Source organism: Synechococcus sp. SynAce01, assembly GCF_001885215.1.
GTDB lineage: Bacteria > Cyanobacteriota > Cyanobacteriia > PCC-6307 > Cyanobiaceae > Regnicoccus > Regnicoccus frigidus.
Genome location: NZ_CP018091.1, coordinates 2,050,840 through 2,070,681 on the forward strand (window position 1 = coordinate 2,050,840; position 19,842 = coordinate 2,070,681).

Consider the following 19,842-nt stretch of genomic DNA (forward strand, 5'->3'; position numbering starts at 1 on the left):
CATGACCAGCCTGGGGCTGCAACTTGCCGACCTGGCTCGCTGGGGCGAGGAGCTCACCACCAGCTCCCTCAACGCTCCAGGTCCGCTGACCCTGGCGATCGTGTTTGCTGCCGGTCTGCTGACCAGCCTTGGCCCCTGCTCCCTCTCGCTGCTGCCGATCACGATGGCTTACATGGCTGGATTTCCGGACCATGCCGGCAGGCCATGGCAACGCAGTCTCAGTTTTGCCGGCGGAATCGTGCTGTCCCTGGTTGCCCTGGGTGGGGCCAGTGCCCTGCTGGGTAGCTTCTACGGCCAGATTCCCGGTTTCATCCCTGCACTGGTGGCGGTGCTCGCGGTGGTGATGGGGCTCAATTTGCTGGGACTGCTAAGCCTTCCCCTGCCCAGCGGCCCTGATCCGGAGCGTTGGCGTCGATACGTTCCTGCGGCCCTGGCCCCCCTGGCCACCGGTGCTGCCTTCGGATTGGCAGCCAGCCCCTGCACCACCCCGGTGCTTGCTGTGCTGTTGGCCTGGACAGCCCAACAGGGCCGTCCCTTGATTGGAATGACGCTGCTCACCTGCTTCGCTGCTGGCCAGGTAGTGCCCCTGCTGCTGGCTGGCAGCGCGGCCTCCTCGATGCAACGGCTTCTCGATCTGCGCCCTCTCAGCCGCTGGATTCCACCGATCAGTGGCGTCGTGCTTGTGGCCAGCGGCGGGCTGACACTCCTGGCCCAATGGCCTTGAGCACTCCTTCTGGTGGCCGCTCCAACCAGCGGATTCTCAGGCTGGTCGCCTGGATTTCCGACCTGCGTCTGGCGATCGGTCTGCTGCTGCTGATTGCCATGGCCAGCAGCATCGGCACCCTGATTCCCCAGCAGGAACCGAGTGATCGTTACCACCGGCTCTACGACAGCCAGCCGTGGCTTGGGCTGATCAATGCCGACTGGCTTCTCAGGCTGGAACTCGATCACGTCTATTCCAGTGGGTGGTTTCTTGGGCTATTGGCCTGGCTGGGCCTCGCCTTGGTGTTGTGCAGCTGGAGGCGTCAGTGGCCGGCACTGCGGGCGGCACTGCGCTGGATCGATTACCGCTCACCACGCCAGCTCAGCAAACTGAGCCTGGCTGAAACGATCTCCAGCCCCGATCCCAGCAACGATCTGCGCCGGCTGGAGGAGCTGCTCGAAGCGAAGGGCTGGCAATTACAGCCGGCCGAGGATCGCCTGGCGGCGCGGCGCGGGATCGGCGGACGGGTCGGGCCCCTGCTGGTTCACGCCGGCCTTGTGGTCTTGATGGTGGGCTCGGCCTGGGGAGCACTCGCTGGCGTGCGGCTCGAGCGTTTTCTGGCCCCTGGCCGGGAGCTGGAGCTGTTGGATTCCCGGGGGGACAGCCAGTTGACCCTGGCCGTGGACAGCTTCTTGATCGAGAGGGATCCGGCCGGTAGGCCCGAGCAGTTCCGCTCCCAACTGCTGCTCAAGAATTCCGCCGGTGAGCAGGTCGATACGGCCGAAGTGAGTGTCAATCACCCGCTGCGCTTCCGCGGGATGACTGTTTATCAGGCTGACTGGGCGCTGGCGGCGATCACCGTTCAGATCGGCCGCAGTCCTTTGCTGGAACTGCCGCTGCGAAGCTTGCCCGAGTTAGGGGAACAGGTCTGGGGTCTGGCCCTACCCACCCGCCCCGATGGCAGTGAGCCCGTCCTCCTCACCCTCAGCAACGAGCAGGGCCCGATCGAGGTGTTTGGAGCTGACGCCGTCTCGATCGGTCAGATCGTGCCCGGCGGCGCCCCGCTGGAAATCGGCGGCCTGCCGTTGCGGGTTGACAGCGTTCTGCCCGCCAGTGGCCTGCTGCTCAAGCGGGACCCAGGCGTGCCGTTGGTCTACACCGGCTTTGCGATCGCCCTGTTAGGGGGAGGATTGAGCCTGATCGCCACCCGCCAGCTCTGGGCCATCGCCGATTCGGCGCGGGGTCAGCTGCACCTGGCTGGCCTTTGTAATCGCAACCTCACGGCCTTGGCTGAAGAACTCCCGGCGCTGTTGGTCCTGGTCCAGGGTGGCCGCTCTCGGGAGGCCGATGCCCAGGAGGTTCAACAGGGCAGCTGAGTGCCGTGGCTGGCGCGGATCACGGTGTGAACGTTTCCCCGCGGGTTGAAGTCGGCCTCCAATTGCATCCAGACAGGTTCACAGGCTGCGACCAGGTCGTCGAGGATTCGGTTGGCCACTTCCTCATGGGAGATGCTGCGATCGCGCCAGCTGTTCACATACAGCTTCAGCGCCTTGAGCTCAAGCACGCGGGGACCGGGCTGGTAGGTCAGCCGTAACACCGCAAAGTCGGGATACCCCGAAAAAGGGCAGAGGCAGGTGAATTCAGGTAGTTCGATCGCCACGTCGTAGGGGCGACCGATCCGGGGGTTCTCGAAACAGATCAATTCGGCTGCGGCAATCTGCCGAGCGCCGTAGTGGGGCGTCTGGGTGTCTGTCATCGAGGAGGGGGGGCGAGGAGGCCGTGACTCTGCAAGCCGTTGCTGGGCAAGCCGTGATGCTGGAACAACTTGATGGTATGGAACGGCCTGAATGTTAAGAAAAGCAGGCTATGCGGCGGTTTTGTTCGCAATGAACGGTTTGCCTGGGCTACAAATGTACTGAAGGACAAAACGTTGAGCATGCTCCAGGTTCTCTGGGCATCTGTTGGAAGTAGCCCCACCGCGAGGCGAAGCAACGCTCCTTTCCGCGAAGCGGCGCCGGCCCTCGGGGCCCGTGATTCCAACCCTTCGAGGCCTTTCAGCCATGACTCCATCCACACGCGTTTACAGGGGCGTTGCCTACCCCGCCGACCATCAGCTCGCCCCCAGCCCCCAAGCTGTTGAGCATGTTTACCGCGGGGTTCACTTCGCCGAATCCCTGCGCCACGATCCAGCTCCTGCCAACGAATCCGTTGTTCTGCACTACCGGGGCAGCGTCTACCACCAACGCCGCCAAGATCTGGCCCCCCAGCTGCAGAGTCGCTGATCAAGCACAAGCCTGATCAGTTGTAGCAACTGAGACACCGTGACCCTGCATGCTCGGGCCTAATGGCTCCTTCGCAGGGTCTTGTCATGGATCTCGCTCTTGCCCCCACAACCTGTGGTTATCGCCTGCAACCAGCTTCGGCTGTGGGCATGCTTTGGCTGCAAACCCACTTCGAAGACAAGCACTGGCACCATCTCGCTGAAGGTAATGTCAGCGTGGAGCAAGCCTCTGCTGACTTGATCTGCGACGACGCCACCGCAGCGGGTCTCTGCGTCAGCCGCACGGGCCTCCCGACGATCGCGCCGGACTAGGCCCAAGTCCGTCGCACCAAGGTCTTGCTATGGACCTGACTCCTTCAACCTGCACATTCAAGTGATTCCATGAAAAAAGTCGAAGCCATCATTCGTCCCTTCAAGCTTGAGGATGTCAAGGTGGCCTTGGTCAATGCCGGCATTGTCGGGATGACCGTCAGCGAAGTGCGCGGGTTCGGCAGGCAGAAGGGACAGGTTGAGCGTTATCGGGGATCGGAATTCACCGTTGAATTTCTGCAGAAACTCAAACTTGACGTTGTCGTTGATGACGACCGCGTTGAAACGGTGGTCAACGCCATTCAGGAAGCCGCCCGCACCGGTGAGATCGGCGATGGCAAGATCTTCATCAGCACCATTGAGACCGTGATCCGCATCCGCACCGGCGACCTCGACAGCAGCGCCATCTAAGCCGGCGTGATCGGGGCCTACGGGCTTCGCTACTTGAGTGTGGCCCTCACCAAGGAATCGATCGCTGCTGGATCGAGTACTTCGAAACTCTGTTGCGATCCAGGCCTGAGCCAGAGCAAGTATTCATGGTTGCCAGCCGGACCAGTGATCGGTGAGGCCACCAGCCCTGCAGCCAGCCAGTCCTGTGCTGCGGCGGCTGTGATCACCGCTTCGAGGGCATCGGCATGGGCCACGGGATCACGCACCACGCCGCCCTTGCCGACCCGGGCCTTGCCCACCTCGAACTGGGGTTTGACCAGCACCACCGCCTCGGCCTGCTCCGCAACCAGCAACCTTCTCAGGGCAGGTAGTACCAGGGCCAAGGAAATGAACGACAGATCGGCCACGGCCAGATCTGCCCAGAGATCGCCAGGACCATAGAGCTGGTCGGAGTGGAGATGGCGGAGGTTGGTGCGTTCCTTCAGGACCACCCGTTCGTCTGTGCGCAGGCTCCAGGCCGTCTGGCCGTAGCCCACATCCACCCCGTACACCTTGCTGGCTCCGTGTTGGAGCAGGCAGTCGGTGAAGCCACCGGTGGAGATCCCGCCATCCAGGCAGATCCGGCCTTCGACCTGCAGCGGGAAGGCCTCCAGGGCCGCGATCAGTTTCTCGCCTCCCCTGGAGACAAAACGCGGCCCTGGGTCAACGTCTGGCACCAGCTCCGCTCGCACCTCCATGCCCGGCTTGTCGAAAATCTGGCCGCCCAGACGCACCCGGCCCGCCCGGATCAGCTGCTGAGCCTGCTGGCGACTGGCGACCAAGCCGAGGGCCACAAGATGGAGATCAAGGCGCTGCTTCGGGGCCATGGCCAGGGTTGTGCCGACCGGCTTGGTCGGAGCCGGCTGGAGATTCAGTGGGTACTGAACCACGGCCCAGGGCCAGAGAAGGCTCACAGCCGACCCATAGATTGGGAACAACATTGAGCTTTGCTAGTCCTTGATCGAGCGTTATTCCCTGCCTGAGATGGCCAGGATCTGGAGTGAGCAGGCCAAATTCCAGACCTGGTTAGAGGTGGAGCTGGCAGCCTGTGCAGCCCAGTGTGAGCTGGGCCGGGTCCCGGCTGAAGCGCTGGCGGAGATCCAGGCCAAGGCACGTTTCGAGCCTGAGCGGATTGCCGTGATTGAAGCGGAGGTGCGCCACGACGTGATTGCCTTCCTCACCAACGTCAATGAGCACGTCGGAGACTCTGGCCGCTACATCCACGTCGGCATGACCAGCTCCGATGTGCTCGACACTGGCCTGGCCCTGCAGCTGAAGGCCTCGGTTCAGGCCCTGCGCCATGAACTTGACGGTTTGGTGTCGGCTCTGCGTGAGCTGGCCGGGGCCCACAAGGACACGGTGATGGTTGGTCGCTCCCATGCCATCCATGGCGAGCCGATCACCTTCGGCTTCAAGGTGGCTGGCTGGCTGGCTGAAACCCTGCGCAACCAGGAACGGCTGGAGCGGTTGGAGACGGTGGTGGCCGTGGGGCAGATCAGCGGAGCGATGGGCACCTATGCCAACACCGATCCTGAGGTGGAAGCCCTCACCTGCCAACGGCTTGGTCTGGTCCCCGACACCGTCAGCACCCAGGTGATCGGCCGCGATCGGCATGCCGACTACGTCCAGACCCTGGCTTTGGTTGGCACCTCCCTGGAGCGTATCTCCACTGAAATCCGCAACCTGCAACGCACCGACGTGCTGGAGGTGGAGGAAAGCTTTGCCAAGGGCCAGAAAGGAAGCTCGGCGATGCCACACAAGCGCAACCCCATTCGCAGCGAGCGGATCAGCGGACTGGCGCGCGTGCTGCGCAGCTACACCGTGGCCGCCCTGGAGAACGTGGCCCTCTGGCATGAGCGGGACATCAGCCACAGCTCGGTGGAGCGAATGATGCTGCCGGATTGTTCCGTCACCCTCCACTTCATGCTGCGCGAGATGACCGCAGTGATCCGGGGACTGGGCGTCTATCCGGCCAACATGCAGCGCAACTTGAACGTTTATGGCGGCGTGGTGTTCAGTCAGCGGGTGCTGCTAGCCCTTGTCGAAGCCGGCATGGCCCGCGAGCAGGCCTACGCCATCGTTCAGCGGCATGCCCATAGCGCCTGGAACACCGAAGGCGGCGATTTTCGCGCCAACCTCAACGGTGATGCTGAAGTCTGCGGCCGTCTCAATACCGCCCAGCGCGAAGCCTGCTTCAGCACGGCCTTGCATCAGGCCCAGCTGGGCGTGATCTGGGAGCGGCTGGGCCTCTGAATCCCGCCCCAGCCCCTCGGAATGCTGCCGGACGATCGCTCTTTGTGGGGAAAAGGGGGTGGCGTTGAGAACCGGCTCCAAGGGCCTAGGGCAAATCATCCACAGCTTTGCGGGCTTGGGCCAGCAAGGTCTCCAGCTCGCGATCAGACGTCCCCTGCTCCAGCTGGATCTGGCTCTCGGGCGGTGGAAGTGGCGGCATTGGATCGGCGACCATGGCACGGGGTCGCGGTCTCCCGCGGCTCTTGCCGCTTCGCTCTGCCAGCCAGAGAATCACGAGAACCACCACGGCGACGATCCAACCGGTGGGTCCAGCCACAAACAGGGCTGCCACCAGAAGGATCAGCAGGCAGCCTCCGCAGCCTGAGGCACAGCCATCGCTTGGGGCGGTGCTCAAGGAAACATGCGCTTTGCTGGGACGGCAGGGATTCTATGGAGAGGCAGCTGGTTGCTCCGCGTTAAGAAAAATTTGTTTTCGATTAATCAAAAGAATCTAATCCTATTCCATTGGTTGAAAAGGGGCTTTTGGTTCGTACCTATTATGCAGAATGGGTCAGGAACAATTTCAGAAAAAACTAAGCAAGCCACCTGATAACAATTCTGATTAGGGCATTGGTTTCAGCCTCTGGGTTGCTCTGCAGATGGCAAAGAGCAGATTGTTGTCAGTGACCAGTTTAAATTTATGTTTATCAAGTTTTGATCTTACGCCTTGATTGACCCGAGTCTTGGACGGCTATTTCTAATAGGCAATGAGCTTTCTGTTAATGATTGGCATGCTCAACAGCTAGTCTACGTTGAGATCGGGAGATCCTTGAAATAAACGGGGCATGGCGAAGAGCGAAGCATGGCCTAATCTCAAGTCCACTCTGAAGAGTGCGGAACTTGCAGCATAAATAAGTAGTTTGCCGAAAGGTTTCCTGTTTTGATATTATTAATCGCCAATCCCTCAGCGCAGGCTTGTATAGGCTTCTCCGTCATTGTTGCTGTCCTGGTACTGGTGAGCTTGGTGTAGTAGTTCCTGGCTGCGTAGATAAGAGTTGATAGCGTTTCGGCTATATCAAAGTCCTCTTGGAGCCGATCCAGAACTGCCTCCTGTTCGAGACTGCGTACTGCTAAGATGAGAATCTTAGGCTCGAGTGATTCTGGCTGTTTGCCATACTGCAGCTTTGCGCTGACTGGACCAAAATATGGTATTCAGATAGGCTCTTTCTTTCACTTGCTTGGGCATATCTTTCTGCATGAAGGTCATCTCGTTTTCTAGTAACATCTATTGCAGATTTTCCGCCCTGATCACTTCTTCCGCCGTCTAACCGTATCAAACGACGGCCTGAGAATCCTGCCGCACCGTGCTCTGATTCGCATTCGGCTCTGGAGATATCTGAAGACAAAGGTGCATCTGCTGGCTACTAGGAAGCTCGGCTCTATCCGGGGTGAAGATGCAGGCTAAGCGCACAGTGATCTTCTTGGCTCAATTCATCATCCGGACTATGTCCTCGTCACCGATGGAGAACATGGTGATGGAGTTGTTTTGGGCTGTGAAGGCGGGAATCATTGTGGACGCAATAAGTAGAAGACAGCAAACAGTAAATTTAGTCTTTATATATTCAGTTCCTGAAGGCTGTAAAGCTGCCTGCAAATCTAATTCATAATTGGATCAATTCCCTCTAGAAAGGTGACGCTGCCTAGGCTGCTTACTAGCTCCACTCCCTCTGGGGTGCTCGTGAATTGACCTGCTTCACGATCAGGCTTGCCTTGGCCATCCTTGCTGAAGATCTCTACCATGCCATTGGTCCAAAATACGTATCTGCTGCTGTAGCCATCTTCCCACTGAACATTGTAAACAGTATGACCATTGATGTTTGTCGAGATGCTAGTTAGGCAAGAAAGTGATTTCGATTTCGAGTCGCGGTAGCTACGGAACGTACAGGAGCTCATGCCTGGTTCACTTGGGTTACTATCGGAGGGCTTGTTGCTGTTGTCTTCCTTTGGTTGGATTGGTTCCTCAAGGCGAGATGCTTCATTGATTTGAGTTTCGGCAACAGCGGGTGCGTCGGATTTGTTGGTATTGAGATTGCGTTTAGGCTTAGGCGCCGGGTTCTTTGATGGGCGATTGAATAAATCCAGCTTCTCAGGAGAAGAATTGTTGATACTTTTTCTTGTTTGATTCAGAGAGGACAGCCCAAGTGCAATAACTACAAACGCTGCCAATGAGCCCAAGAAAAACAAAGCGGGGATACCCGACTTGACCGATGTTGTTAGTGGACTGAGACTTGCCGATAGTTCTGGACTTGGAGGAGTGCCTTGCAGCCTTTTGTCTTGGACATTTTTTATTCCGGATTCGGACGTCTTCAAAGGTAAAGACGGTGGTAGGAAGGTAGACTCGTTGAGCTCATGGAGCAGTTCTTCGGCGCGAGCAGCAATGTCCTTCGGCTCCTCCCGGTGCGCCTTTTGGCTCATGGCTGCTGCTCCGAGAGTCTCAACAGGCGGTTGAGTAGATCCTGCTGGATCCGCAATTGTGAGCGAAGTTCGTTGATCTCACTGTCCTGTCTGGTCTGCTGCTGGCTGACCCGACGCTCAAGGCTCTCCAGTCGTCGCAACAGCATCGTCTGCTTCTCCTGCTCGGGGAATGGACGATTGCGGGGCACCATCTCACCTGGGCTGAACAATGTCCAGCTTTGGCCGCGCACCACCGGCTTGAAGATTGGAAGCATCTGCAAGACCAGATCTTGTTGCCCCTCAGACTCCAGGGCGGTGGGGAAGATGCGCTGAAAAGTCTCGCTGTCCCACACCCAGGCAGGGGAATCAGCTTGCACCCAGACGACGGCATCACCACCGATAAGCTCACAGAACTGGAACACCGAAGCGGACTCGGCCACGCTGAGGCGAAGGCCACGCTGGGTTGTGGCGGTGAGTTCTGCTGGAGCCTGGTAAGCCGCCAGGGCCTCGGGAGAGCGGCGCAGCAGACGGGTGAGCAGCAGCTCATCGACGGGCCACGGCCGGCGTGAGGGAGAAGCACTGGGCGGCTGTTGGGGCGGAGCCGGCCTGGCAGTGTGAACCTGCAGCTGCTCGACGTCTCGCTCCAGTTGCAGCAGGCGATCGAGCGGTGAAGGTGTGGCAGCCATCTCAGCGGTTCTCCTGACGCGTGAAGCGCAGCTCGATGCGGCGCCGTTCGGCACGATTCTTCGTGTCGGCGGGGGCATACCGACCATCTACCTCGATCAGGCTACCGGCGGAATAGGGGCGAATGATCAACCCTTCGCTGCCATCGGGATCCAGCCTGGCCCTGAGCTCATGGGCCACAGCCAGGGCGCGCAGCAGCCCCAGATCGGTGTTTGAGCCTGCCAGGAAACCGTTGAGCGTTGATGAACGGTTGGCCTTGGGCATCAGCAGATCGAGGTTACTCATCCCTGGTGAAGGTTGACCATCGGTGTGGCCAATCACTTCGACGCTGTCGATCCGGTACTTCTTGATGATCTCGCGAATGTCCGGTAAGCGTCGATCCAGGGCTTGTTTGAAGTCTGGGCTCAGCACATAGCTTCCGGTGCTGAAGCGGAAGGATTCCCGCTCCGTTAAAGGAACCAGGGGTGGTTTCTCGTTACTGGCTCGCGCCAGGGCTGCGATGGCCACGGTAATCAGCAGGATCAGCAGGCTAGTGCTGAGCAGGTCGGTATAGCCGATCCAGTAATTGGTGTCGCTGTTCTGGGAGCGTCGCCTGGAGCGAGCCATGATCAGCGCCCCCTCCCGTCAAGATCTCGGCCATCGGGCCCTGCCAGTGAGCTCAGACTGAGCAGGCGGGTCTCGAGATCCATCACTAACTCGATCAGCCCCTGGCTGAGGGCCTGGGCATTCCGGGTCGGTTGATCAAGCTCAATGAGTGCGGCTCGCTGGGTGTTGATGGCCGCACCAAGATCCTGCTGCAATTGATGACGTAGTTGCTCGATGGTCTCTCGGGCTTGCTTGCTGCGCTCGGCCAGCAGGGCCTCATCCTCGAATTTGGCATGCTGCACCGAACTCACAAAGGCGCTGGTGAGCTCATCGAGGCGCACCACATTGAGATTCCAGTTGGTGAGTGCACGCTCGAGTGCAGCGGCGAACACCTGGCAGCTTTCGGCCACTGAGGCATCGGTAGCCAGGCGAGCGCGGACTGATTCGGACACCTCCAAGGCCAGCTTGCGGTCGCGCATGACCTCCAGACGGGCTTCTCGCAGCTGCTTGCTGGCTTCCGTCGACGATTGGGTGCTCTGCTCCAGCGACAAGGTGGCCTGCTGCAGCGATTGAATCTCCTGTTGCATCTGCTGGCTGGCGAGTCGGCAGGTCTGCAGTTCTGTTTCGGCCGTTTTGGCGAGCAACTTCCATTCCGATTGGCTGAGCATCAGCCCATCTCGCACATCGATCAAGCGGGCACTGAGGCCATCGGAACTGGCTGTGATCTGCTCCTGGGATTCCTGTAGACCTCGTACCGATTGCTGCAAGGTCGAGGCGAAGTCAGTGTCACGAAAAGCCTGTGCCGCCTGCACGAAATCCTGCCCGCTTTCGTTGAAGGCATTGGCAACGCTGCCGAGCTGGCGAACGGCAATCTGTGCCTGGGAGGTGAGTGTGGTGTTGACACTGAAAATCTCCTTGAGCTTGGCGGAGAAAGCCTCGTTCATGGCTGATTCGACTGCTGCATGGATGGCGACAGGCAGTTCAAGGCTGGTTGCATTCAGATCCTGAATCGATTGGCGTAGGGGAGCCATCACCTTGCTGTCGAGCTGCTGGGGAAGCACCGTCTCCAGCCAGCTGCTCAACAGGGCTTCACAGCGCTCCAGAGCATTCCTGGTGCCGACGATCTGCGTCCAGATCAGCACGAGCAAACTCAGAAAGAGACCGACCAGGCTCGTCTGAAACGCGGCTCCCATGGGGGCCACAATTCCCGAGAGGGCTGTCATGGTTTCTTCGGTGCTGGCATTCTTGCCCAGGGCTCCAGCGATCTCACTCAGACCAACGGTCAGGCCGGCAAAGGTACCCAGAAGGCCCATCGAGATCAGGATCCCCGGGGCTTGCTGCAGCCAGCTCTGGGCTGATGCCGCTGTGATCTGACCAGAAAAAAAGGGCAGGGAGATGGTTTCGATCTCACCAGCACTGAATTCGGCGGTATCGACCTGATCGACATGGCAGAGCAGCGCGATGTAGCGAGTCTTGATGCGCTCGAGTCGATCACCCAGCTCCGGAATCTCCGAGTCGTCCTGGTGGAGCTGGGCCAGCCTGGTCGCCAATGGGCTGGTCAGGCGTGCCAGCCTGCGCGAGAGGTCAATCGCCAGAAAGGCCACCACCACCATCACAATCAGGATGACGACTTTTGAGAGATTGATCAGGTCGTCCATCAGGCGAAACGGTGCGTGAACATCTGGTGATGATGAGTATCTTCCATGCTAGTCACCGGTCTTAGGGGATGGCTCCATCCAGTTGGCTTGCACAGGCCGGCTTGAATCCTCGAATCACACCAGAGAACATGGTTAAGCTGAATCAGCAAGGCAAGCAAGGGCAAGGACGCCGACCGTGGAGGACAGCAAAATTGTCGTATCTCTCAAGTTTCTGCTGAGCAGCGTCAAGAAACTCAGTGACACCTTCATCGCCAGCGAGGAAAAGCTCACGCTGAGCTTGAAGGGTGTTGCCACTGATGTGGATGATCTGCAGGAGCGAATTGAGTGGCTGGAGAAGCAGCTGGTGGATCTCAGTGATAGCGCCCTGGTGGCTGCTCGCCCGCTGATGACACCAACATTGCCGGTGCACTCCGACAGCGAAGAGCGTGTTGTGCCGGCCCTCAATCTTTCCTTGGAGGCCATTCTTGATGCCTATGCGAGCACTCCAGTTCTGCTGGAGCCCTTCGCTCGGCCATGTAGCGTCAATGGTCGCACCCTCAGCGGTGAGATCGATGGCGTGGAGCTCGAGCTGTTTGTGCAGGGAACCACCTGGGCATTGGCAGGCCTCGATGGGGAGTGGTTGCTGGTGCCCCGGCCGGGAACCCTGGAGCGCCGGACTCAATTGGACTCACTTGAGCGGCTTTATAGCATCGAAGGTGTGAAGCAGTTTCCAGCCCTCCTGCATCTGATCCGACCGGCCAGAGCTGAAGCGGTGGTGCATGGCCGTAGATGGCAACTCAAGGAGAAAGGAGTGTTGAGCATGACTCCCGACCCCCTCAAGGCGAACATCTCAGGGCGCCTGGCTGAGCTTGAGCTTCGTTTGGCCAGGCTGGAAGCGTCTTCCAACTGATTCAGATGGGCGCAAGCACGATTCCTTTGGATATGACCTCCCAGATTCCCTCGTCAACTTGCATCACTTCAGCGGGCTTCTTTAATTCAGCGAACGAGATCGAGGTCTGCTCTTCATAGTCATAGATCCCCTTCTGGGGCTTGTTTGTCGTGAAGCTCTCCAGGGTCTGGGCGGTTGGACAGAGCCAGTGTCTGCCGCCACGCTGAATCAGCAAATAGCTCCCACCTCCAGTGACAACCTGCAATTGGGTTCTGCTTGTTGAGGTGCCCCGCGTCATTGCCTCTTCTGATTCCTGGGTAATATTCAGCCCTGCCACCGTTAACTCACGAATCGTGGCCCTGTCGTTGCGTTGAACAGCAGCTGAGTAGTCGGCCGTGACCTCGTCGGCAGGGGATACCGGCGGTGGCGTTGGATGGAGGCCGAGTGCGGACGGCTCGGGCGGGATAAGCTTTGCCGTGACAGTAGAGATTAAGTTGTCGTGTTTTGATAATTGCTCTCGGAATCCAGCTTGGCTGGCGGCAAGTTGCTTGTTGATCGACAGTAGTTTTTGAGTTGTGCTTGCTTCGCGCTCCACGAGGCCGCGCTTTATCGTATTGATTTCAAGCTGGTATTTCTCCATATCCTTTAATTTGCTCTCGAGTGCTCTGAGGCGCTTGCGTGCATCCAGCCTGTGTGGGCGAAGCCACCAATAGATGATCGCCAGGGAGCTCACCCCTGATAAAAATCCCAGCCCAGCCATGGCGGCCCAGCCGATCTCCCAGGGATCAACAGAAGAATCAGTTCGCTGTGCTATCGCTATAAAGCGATCAGGTGTATCTGCTGTGGTTTGCGTTGCAGCGCGAGCCGATGTTATTTGGGTGCTGCTTTGAACTTCGGGCTGTATTAGGGCTGGCAGAGTGACCACAAGCGATAAGGCCGTTGCCCCAGCAAGAATGAAAGGCAGGGGCGATCGCGAGCTTTGACTCTTCAGAAACTGCATGATGACTAAGCAGGTGCCACAGGGGAAAGAATCAGAAACGCTCGGCCCACTCACGGGCAAGGATCGTGATCAGGGCGCGCAGGCCCATCACAAACGCTGGTTCGGGCTCAAGGTCGCCGATCTCCTTGCCAACTTCGCCTTGGGCAAAGGCCTGTGCCTGCGTCGCTACATCATCCCAAAGGCTGTCGAGGGAAATCAGCTTGCGAATCGGCAGAAGACTGCTGATCTTTGCAGAGCCCAGAGCTTCGTCGTAGTTGCTGACAAACTTGCGCAACTCTGTGAGACCTCCAAGCTCGTAACTGTCTAGAAGATTGATGTTATTAGGAATCTCAATGCGATCCAACGGCCCAAAGGTAATGCCGTTGATCACAAGCTCTTCGCCGGAGAACATCAGGTCTTTGCGGGGATCAAAATTTCCCTGGAGATTGACGCCCTTGCTGATCAAGCCGCATGCTGTCTCATCCTTAAAAGCATTGGAGAGAGTTGTGGGAGCAGCTCCCTGGCGGCTCTCTACAAATCCAGAGCTCCTGCGCTGCAGCTCTTCCATCAGGATGTCGGCATCGCAGCCTTTGGAGAAAGCCCCACTCTCGTCGAGCCAGTTGATGAAACGGGCACCGTTGCCGCCCAGATACACCGGCATTGCAGCCTGCTTGCGAAGGCGCCCCTCCCTGGCCAAGGCTTTGAGAACCAGGCCGAGGTAGTGGTAAATCCCGCCAAAGCTCACCGCCATCAGGCTGATAAAGCCCAATAGTTGCTTGTCCTGCTCGGCTCGATGAATGGGCATGCGATCCTGCAGCAGTTCATCGGAGGCATAGCGCAGACAATTATCCAGCCAGCTGTTGAAGTTTGGATCCTGTCTGAGCTTGGCATCATCTTTCGCGATCTCTCCAGTGACCCCAGGTGCAAACAGAAATTGAATGAACGAGGGTTTTGATTGAAGAATGCTGGTGCAGATGTTGCGCCCAGCAAAGGGGATAGAAACCTGGTGCAGAAGCCCATTGTCCTGCCAGATGCTGATGTCGGTAGTGCCGCCACCTACATCCAGGCAGGCAGTATGAATCATCTGCCGGCCAAGATAGTTGCCGAAATAGCTGGCAAAAGCCACGGCTTCGGTCTGCAGACCTCCTTCCCCGCCATCCTCCACGAGCTGATGGCTCAGGCCTGTCAGAGCAGTGAGCTCCTGGCAGAGATCTCCCCACTGGCGCCTGTAGTTACGTGCTTCATTAGGCGAAAAGGCACTTGGATAAGAAACAGCCCATTGCACTTCTGCAGCACCACCAGCTGCAGCATTGCTGCTGATCAACAGGGCCAACTCTTTGAGGAATGGCTTCTGATAATTCAGTTGGCGCCACTTGAACCCTGTATGAACGCCGTTACCGCGCATCGCCAGGGCATTGGTGCTGGGCCACTGGACCCGAGCCTGATGATAGAGATCTGGAACTTTCCCTTTGACCTCCTGCCAGCCATAGGTGTTCAGGGCAGTGGACGTTGGCGGATTGGAATCTTTGGGAAGTAACAGCTCTGGGATGAAGAATTTATATAAGAGATTTAGCTGGTTTTCCTTTTGGGCCAGCGTCAAAGGAATGACGCGTGTTTCCAGAGGCTTACGAGCTGGACCGGTCCCGTCTTGGATGAAGAAATTGGTGAAGGAGGTGCCGAAATCAAACCCCACTCGCCAGGTGGCAGACATGTTTCCAGGCGGCGGTGGTGGATTAACTGGAATCAGCCCACACACCTCTCCTCTTTCAATCACTTTGATCAGGTCTGGAAATCGCTCAGAGGTGAAATACTTGACGTTTTCCTGGCCGTCTCGACCCGTGTGCAGTTCATAATCGCTGAAGCCATCAACCGTCAGGCCTGTGCTGCTGTCCTCACAGAAAATATAGTAGTTCTTCCACTTTTGATCGGGAATGTTGGGCCAGAGTGTGATCACTGGCAGGTCTTCATCGATCAGGTTCTGCTCCTTGATCGGAAATACTCTGGTGATCGGATAAGGATCCCTCTGCCCTTTTAATCTCAGCATCAGGGTCAGCTCGATCGCCATGCCGCCACCGGTCTGCACAAGCCTGAGGGAGCAGCTTTTGGCGAGTTCGGCGCTGCTGAACAGCTCACGCATCCGTGGCTGAAGTGGCAGCAGAGGCGTGACGGGATTGCCGTTCACCATCGGTTGGCCCTCTAGCCGATTTGGCAACCAGGAATTCACCAATGCCGCTGGCCCTGGCAGCAGGAATAGCTCTGCAAGGAAGATATCGTCCGGGGTCAGAACTTCAATCGTGTCGCCATAGAGCCGCAGCAGCTGGTTCTTGTCATACCCCACTGATTCCAGGGTTGCTGCTGCATGCAGGGTGATCTCGTTGGCGGGAAGACCAAGCCGATTGGGCATCTCCCGATCAACCAGAATCACCGGCCGATTTTCGGCTGGAGTCTTCGCCAAGGGGCGTTGGCGGCGATCCTCCAGCACGAGTTCTGCGTTGCTCGGGCTGGTGCCACCCTTGGCAGCCCTCGCGAGGAGTGCCACTGCTGTTGGTCGTGGTGGCAGGCTGACAATGCGGTTGTCGGAGAGAATGGGATCGAGAGATCGGCTATCGCTCAATCGTTGAATGAAACCGCTTAACACCTGGGCCATCTGGTTGGCCATCAACTGATTGTTGCGATCGGGAGCCGTGAGAATGCCTCGGCTGATATGACTGAGCCAAGCTGCGAGTGACTGCCGATGCTGGGCTCCCAGGCAGCTGGTCGGAGCACTGAAACAGCCTTCAGCCGTCCACTTCATCCCCTGGATCGCAGCAGGCAGATGGACCGCTGGGCAGAGCACCGTGACCGGTGATGTGAAGCCAACCACCACCCCGTCAACCTTCAGCACATGCAGGGTTGCCCAGGGGTTGCTGCCATCGGTCAGGGTGTAAAGCGCTTTTGCACCGCTTGGTTTTGATCCGAACAGGCTGCGGGCAAAGGGGCCAACGGCTTCATCCTGCTGTTCGATGTACTCCGCCAGACTGACCTGCTCTGCTTCTAGTTTCAAGCCGTAGATTTCCCACAGGCCAACGGTGGCGAAACAGCCGAAGAGTTCCTCGAGCAGGGCCTTGCCTGTGGGATACCGAGGATTGATCACCGCCTGCTCAAACTGCAGCGCCCTCGACCAAGGAGAGGGCAGTGAATTCACCCGGCTGCTGGCAACTTCGTACACGAGGCTGTCGGCAATGGTGCCTAAGTTCTGCTGGTCACGGCTTTGCCATTCGCCCGAGCGCGAACCTCCCGCCAGGGGGGGATCTGTTTTCGGGAACCAGGGATATTGAAGGATGGTCTCGGCGGTGTTGTCAGGGGCCATGGCGTCAGTGATGGTGGTGCGAGTCAGAAACTGAGTGTCCAGAGGGTGTCGGCCAGACCTGCCACACCGTTATGGGGGATGTCTTCGGGAGTGAGCTTGTCCATCTGGACCTTGATGTCTTCCACCATGTCTTGGCGCTCTTCCCTGGTTGGGCGCGCTGAACCTTTCACGACGCGATCCAGGGCATTGTCATAGTTGGGATTGCGCTGCAGCAAACTCTGGGTGAACAGCTCCTGGTTGAAGCCGGAACCGGTGTTGCTGCTGAACTGGTTGAGCCACTGCAGCAGGGTTTCGACATAGGCGTCGATGGCTGACTTGAGGTTCAGTTCTTCCGTACTGCGGATGCTGGGACGGCCTCCCTGGGTTCCTGTGGCCTTACCGCTGGGCTGAAAGAACTGCCGCGCCCAGGGGGCACCGCTGAGGAAAGAACCCATCGAGAGTTTCTGGGCTGCATCGAGTTCAAGACTGAAGTTGTTCAGCCAGGCCACCGCAAACCGGGCTCCGCGGGAGAGGCCCTCACCAACGATCTCATGATCGGGAATGTCGTTCCAGCTGATCTGATTCGCTGTGGCACGGCTGAGCACATAGGCGTAGCCAGGCTGGGAGGCTGGTTGGAGACTATGACGTAATCCCAGCCCCGCCAGCAACTCCACCAGATGGGCAGCGTTGCTTTGGGAGCGGCCGCCGATGCTGAAGCCATAGCGGGCTTTGATGTCGCTGCCGATCAGGTAGACATGATCGAAGCAGCTGGTTCCGCTACTGCGCAGGTACTGCAGGGCGGCATCTGTATTGAGCTGAAAGTTGCGGGCTTCGGCATGGACGCCCGTGCCCTCCTGTCCCTGGCCCTCGAAGTCGAAATAGGGCAGCAGCAGTGAGGCATTGACGCGGACTCTGGTCAAGCCAAGCTCAGCGAGCCATGTCTTGAGCATCTGCCCGAGGGTGGGCACTCCTGAGGCTCCAGTCCCTCCGAAAACGCTGCCGAAGAGGTGGATGATTGGAGTGTCGCCAGCACCGGCTGCCGCCTGGATATCACTGAGCATCTGTTGCCACTGCCCCGTCTGGGCTTCGCTCGCCAGGCTGATCCGGCTCATGACCGCTGAACCGATTGGCGGCCGTCCCCGGAAGCCCACATCGAGCTCAGCGCTTTGCTCCTCCGGTGGGAACAGGCAGTCGAACAGGGCGGCCAGGCCACTGGCCTGGGTCCGCAGCACGGCTTTGGGGAACACCTGATCCAAGCTGATGGCTCCCGATGCATTGCTCAGCGGGCTCCAGGTGCCGTAGTTGCGCAGCTCTCCGCGAGCGAAGTGTTCAGCCTTGTTTCCCAGCAAGGAGCGCATCTTGTCGTAGCGATCCATGGCGGTCTGAGCACGGGCCCGCAGGGTGCTCTGCTGATCGGGTTCCACCAGGAAGGTGCCGAGCCGCGGAGGCTGATCGCTGCCGTTTTGGAGCAGACCGCAGGCATGGAGATGGCAGAGAGCTTCGAGGCACTTGGCCCCGCTGCCCCCCACACCGATGGCGAAAAGACTCATCTCAGCGCCCTCCCAGCAGACGGACGGCACCTGGGACCACGAACCTGTAGGTGCGCGGAGAGGCCAGCAGTGTGGGCAACCAGAACAGAAGCAGAACGTTGAGCACCACGAACACCATCACCAACAACCAACCTCCGGCCGGTAAGGGGTAGTAATTCACCCCGCTCCCTTCGACAGGAGAAGCGGATTGAATCTGCCAGATCAGCACAGTAAAGAACAGCTGAGAGAGCCAACCCAGAAGCACCAGCAGAATAGTGGAGATCCACCACCTTGGCTGCATGCTCTTCACTTCTGCAGCATTGCGGGGCTTGCCATTCAACGTCGTGAAAATCCAGAAAAGCAAGGCAATAGTGCAGCTGATCCAGAGTATTGTGAAAGATGGGCTACTGATCTGAGGTAAGAATACATTCAGATTTTGGCCCAACAGAGCTGAAAAAAGGTTGAGAAAAATCCAGTTCTGAATGATGAAAACCCAGAGAATGCCGATCAGAACGGTGAGCCCAAGCCAGATGTACTGAGTGGATCGCATCGAAGGGCAGATTCAGGTGTGTTGGTAGGCAACGCATAGCGCAGCAGCAGGGGTGTTGGCTGCATTCATGCCAATCTGTTGTCCCAGGGTGGTCATGAGCAGGAGCAGGCCTTCAGTCTGCTCCCTGGCGCCGGCAGCTTTCGGGTCTGCGCGATCCCACTCGAGCCACCACTGCTCTGGTAGGCTGCCGCGGGGAATCGTGGCCCGCAGCAGACCGGCGGGAGCGGAGCTGGGAATGTCGAATTCCAGGCGCAGGTTCGAGCCCGCCACGCTCATGCTCTTGAGGCGAACCCCCCCCAGGTTATTGGAACTGTTTGGCGAGGTAGGAATCCGCTCAAGGCGGACCAGGCCCAGATCAGGGCGGGTGGTGCCTCCACTCCAGGGCGTGGTGGTGGCCAGCACAAGGCCGGTGGCTCCTGGATTCAGCCGAACGAATCCATAGTTACCGTTATTACTTGGCGAGTAAGTGATGTTCTGTAGGCGCACAGGACTGCCTGACGCTCCCTTGTTGTTGGGGATTGCCGCTGCTGACTTGACTGTCAATGTTTGCAGTCCTGTATTGCCGTCGAGGATCGAAAGTTCCTGGGTCGTGACACCTTTTTGGGCCATATTTCTCTGGATGTCCTGAAGCAGGGAGCTCACTTGATCGGGTTTGCCTGTGGCCAGAAGATAGAGAGGGCGATTGAGTTTTCCGGTATGGATATTGACACCTTGCGCATCGAAGACCTGCCCCTGGAATGGCAGCTTCAGGGCCAGAACCCCTGCGGAAGCCCCCTTGAGTAGATCCTTTCGGACAGCGCCGATCAGGCTGGAGATGTCACTCTGATTGACCTCAAGGTCACTCACCAGAAGCCGCAGCGGCGTGCTGCCTCCCTGGGGCTGCACGTCCCAGAGGGTCTGTAGGCTGGAAGCCACTGCGGAGTAACCGCCGCAGCCCTTGAAAAAGCAGGGATCAGTGGCCAGCGTCACCCGCTCGCCGCTGAGCTCCTGGGCCGTGCCGCCGCCGATACGGAAAGCTTTGCTGGAGAGCCCCTGAGTTTGGGCCGAAAGATTCACGGCCTGGAGCAGGTTGCGCCACCGGGAGGCATCGGCTGCTTGAGCATGGCCGAGCATCGAGCCACTGCCATCGATGCCGATCAACAGCTGGTTGGCTTGTGTGCCAACGGTGGCTGGAGTTGGATTGGCCGTGGCGTCGGCAGTTTTAATGACGCAGTCAGGTAGTTTGGGTGTACAGCCCAGAAGCATCAACGATG

The 19,842-nt window shown here is 58.6% G+C and carries 19 protein-coding genes; 7 read left to right on the forward strand and 12 right to left on the reverse strand.

Features of this window, described 5'->3' with window-relative positions:
• The first annotated feature begins 1 nt into the window (after position 1).
• Both BM449_RS10735 and BM449_RS10740 read left to right on the forward strand, forming a co-directional pair.
• Entirely contained in the window at positions 2-724 is a 723-nt protein-coding gene (locus BM449_RS10735) for a cytochrome c biogenesis protein CcdA (RefSeq protein WP_071801206.1), read from the forward strand.
• Positions 725-756: 32 nt separating this feature from the next.
• Positions 757-2,079 carry a cytochrome c biogenesis protein ResB gene (locus BM449_RS10740; protein ID WP_233831338.1) on the forward strand — a complete coding sequence of 441 codons (1,323 nt, stop codon included), beginning with the start codon at positions 757-759 and terminating at the stop codon, positions 2,077-2,079.
• Here BM449_RS10740 and queF read toward each other — a convergent pair.
• Positions 2,064-2,459, reverse strand: a complete 396-nt coding sequence (queF, locus tag BM449_RS10745) for a preQ(1) synthase (protein WP_071801208.1) — start codon at positions 2,457-2,459, stop codon at positions 2,064-2,066. The two genes, BM449_RS10740 and queF, sit on opposite strands and share 16 nt — an antisense overlap.
• Positions 2,460-2,763: 304 nt before the next feature.
• Between queF and BM449_RS10750 the strand changes: the two genes are divergently transcribed.
• The 3 genes from BM449_RS10750 to BM449_RS10760 all read left to right on the forward strand — a co-directional run bounded on the left by BM449_RS10750 (position 2,764) and on the right by BM449_RS10760 (position 3,704).
• Positions 2,764-2,985 (forward strand): DUF4278 domain-containing protein, encoded by a 222-nt coding sequence (locus BM449_RS10750; RefSeq protein WP_071801209.1) that lies wholly within the window; start codon positions 2,764-2,766, stop codon positions 2,983-2,985.
• Between the two features lie 149 nt (positions 2,986-3,134).
• Entirely contained in the window at positions 3,135-3,296 is a 162-nt protein-coding gene (locus BM449_RS10755; RefSeq protein ID WP_233830668.1) for a hypothetical protein, read from the forward strand.
• Between the two features lie 69 nt (positions 3,297-3,365).
• Positions 3,366-3,704, forward strand: coding sequence for a P-II family nitrogen regulator (locus BM449_RS10760; protein WP_071801211.1), 339 nt, complete (start codon positions 3,366-3,368; stop codon positions 3,702-3,704).
• Positions 3,705-3,733: 29 nt separating this feature from the next.
• Here the strand turns inward: BM449_RS10760 and BM449_RS10765 are convergent, their stop codons facing one another.
• Complete coding sequence (locus tag BM449_RS10765) at positions 3,734-4,549, reverse strand: TlyA family RNA methyltransferase (RefSeq protein ID WP_071802223.1); 816 nt, start codon at positions 4,547-4,549, stop codon at positions 3,734-3,736.
• A 130-nt stretch (positions 4,550-4,679) separates the two neighbouring features.
• On the opposite strand from BM449_RS10765, the gene purB reads away from it, so the two are divergent.
• On the forward strand, positions 4,680-5,975 hold the full coding sequence (gene purB / locus BM449_RS10770; protein WP_071801212.1) for an adenylosuccinate lyase: 1,296 nt from the start codon (positions 4,680-4,682) through the stop codon (positions 5,973-5,975).
• 85 nt (positions 5,976-6,060) lie between these two features.
• Here purB and BM449_RS10775 read toward each other — a convergent pair whose 3' ends face one another.
• The 5 genes from BM449_RS10775 to BM449_RS10790 all read right to left on the reverse strand — a co-directional run bounded on the left by BM449_RS10775 (position 6,061) and on the right by BM449_RS10790 (position 11,335).
• Positions 6,061-6,369: a hypothetical protein gene (locus BM449_RS10775; RefSeq protein ID WP_071801213.1), complete on the reverse strand. Its 309-nt coding sequence runs from the start codon at positions 6,367-6,369 to the stop codon at positions 6,061-6,063.
• A gap of 1,241 nt (positions 6,370-7,610) precedes the next feature.
• Positions 7,611-8,429: a hypothetical protein gene (locus tag BM449_RS15035; RefSeq protein ID WP_145536653.1), complete on the reverse strand. Its 819-nt coding sequence runs from the start codon at positions 8,427-8,429 to the stop codon at positions 7,611-7,613.
• Positions 8,426-9,094, reverse strand: a complete 669-nt coding sequence (locus BM449_RS10780; RefSeq protein ID WP_071801214.1) for a hypothetical protein — start codon at positions 9,092-9,094, stop codon at positions 8,426-8,428. Before BM449_RS10780 ends, BM449_RS15035 begins: the two co-directional genes overlap by 4 nt.
• Position 9,095: 1 nt before the next feature.
• On the reverse strand, positions 9,096-9,698 hold the full coding sequence (locus BM449_RS10785; protein WP_071801215.1) for an OmpA family protein: 603 nt from the start codon (positions 9,696-9,698) through the stop codon (positions 9,096-9,098).
• Positions 9,699-9,700: 2 nt separating this feature from the next.
• The gene (locus BM449_RS10790; protein WP_071801216.1) at positions 9,701-11,335 is read right to left on the reverse strand and encodes a hypothetical protein; all 1,635 of its coding nucleotides are present in this window, start codon (positions 11,333-11,335) and stop codon (positions 9,701-9,703) included.
• A gap of 175 nt (positions 11,336-11,510) precedes the next feature.
• Here BM449_RS10790 and BM449_RS10795 point away from each other — a divergent pair, with 175 nt between their 5' ends.
• Entirely contained in the window at positions 11,511-12,224 is a 714-nt protein-coding gene (locus BM449_RS10795) for a hypothetical protein (protein WP_071801217.1), read from the forward strand.
• A gap of 1 nt (position 12,225) precedes the next feature.
• On the opposite strand, the gene BM449_RS10800 is transcribed toward BM449_RS10795, so the two are convergent.
• The 5 genes from BM449_RS10800 to BM449_RS10820 form a co-directional block, all read right to left on the reverse strand.
• Positions 12,226-12,963 carry a hypothetical protein gene (locus BM449_RS10800; protein ID WP_071801218.1) on the reverse strand — a complete coding sequence of 246 codons (738 nt, stop codon included), beginning with the start codon at positions 12,961-12,963 and terminating at the stop codon, positions 12,226-12,228.
• Between the two features lie 271 nt (positions 12,964-13,234).
• Positions 13,235-16,531 carry a cell division protein FtsA gene (locus tag BM449_RS10805; RefSeq protein WP_071801219.1) on the reverse strand — a complete coding sequence of 1,099 codons (3,297 nt, stop codon included), beginning with the start codon at positions 16,529-16,531 and terminating at the stop codon, positions 13,235-13,237.
• A gap of 23 nt (positions 16,532-16,554) precedes the next feature.
• The gene (locus BM449_RS10810) at positions 16,555-18,060 is read right to left on the reverse strand and encodes a hypothetical protein (protein ID WP_071801220.1); all 1,506 of its coding nucleotides are present in this window, start codon (positions 18,058-18,060) and stop codon (positions 16,555-16,557) included.
• A 1-nt stretch (position 18,061) separates the two neighbouring features.
• Complete coding sequence (locus BM449_RS10815) at positions 18,062-18,589, reverse strand: hypothetical protein (protein ID WP_071801221.1); 528 nt, start codon at positions 18,587-18,589, stop codon at positions 18,062-18,064.
• Positions 18,590-18,601: 12 nt separating this feature from the next.
• A complete protein-coding gene (locus tag BM449_RS10820) occupies positions 18,602-19,729 on the reverse strand; it encodes a hypothetical protein (RefSeq protein ID WP_145536658.1) in 1,128 nt (375 codons plus the stop codon).
• Positions 19,730-19,842 lie beyond the last annotated feature (113 nt).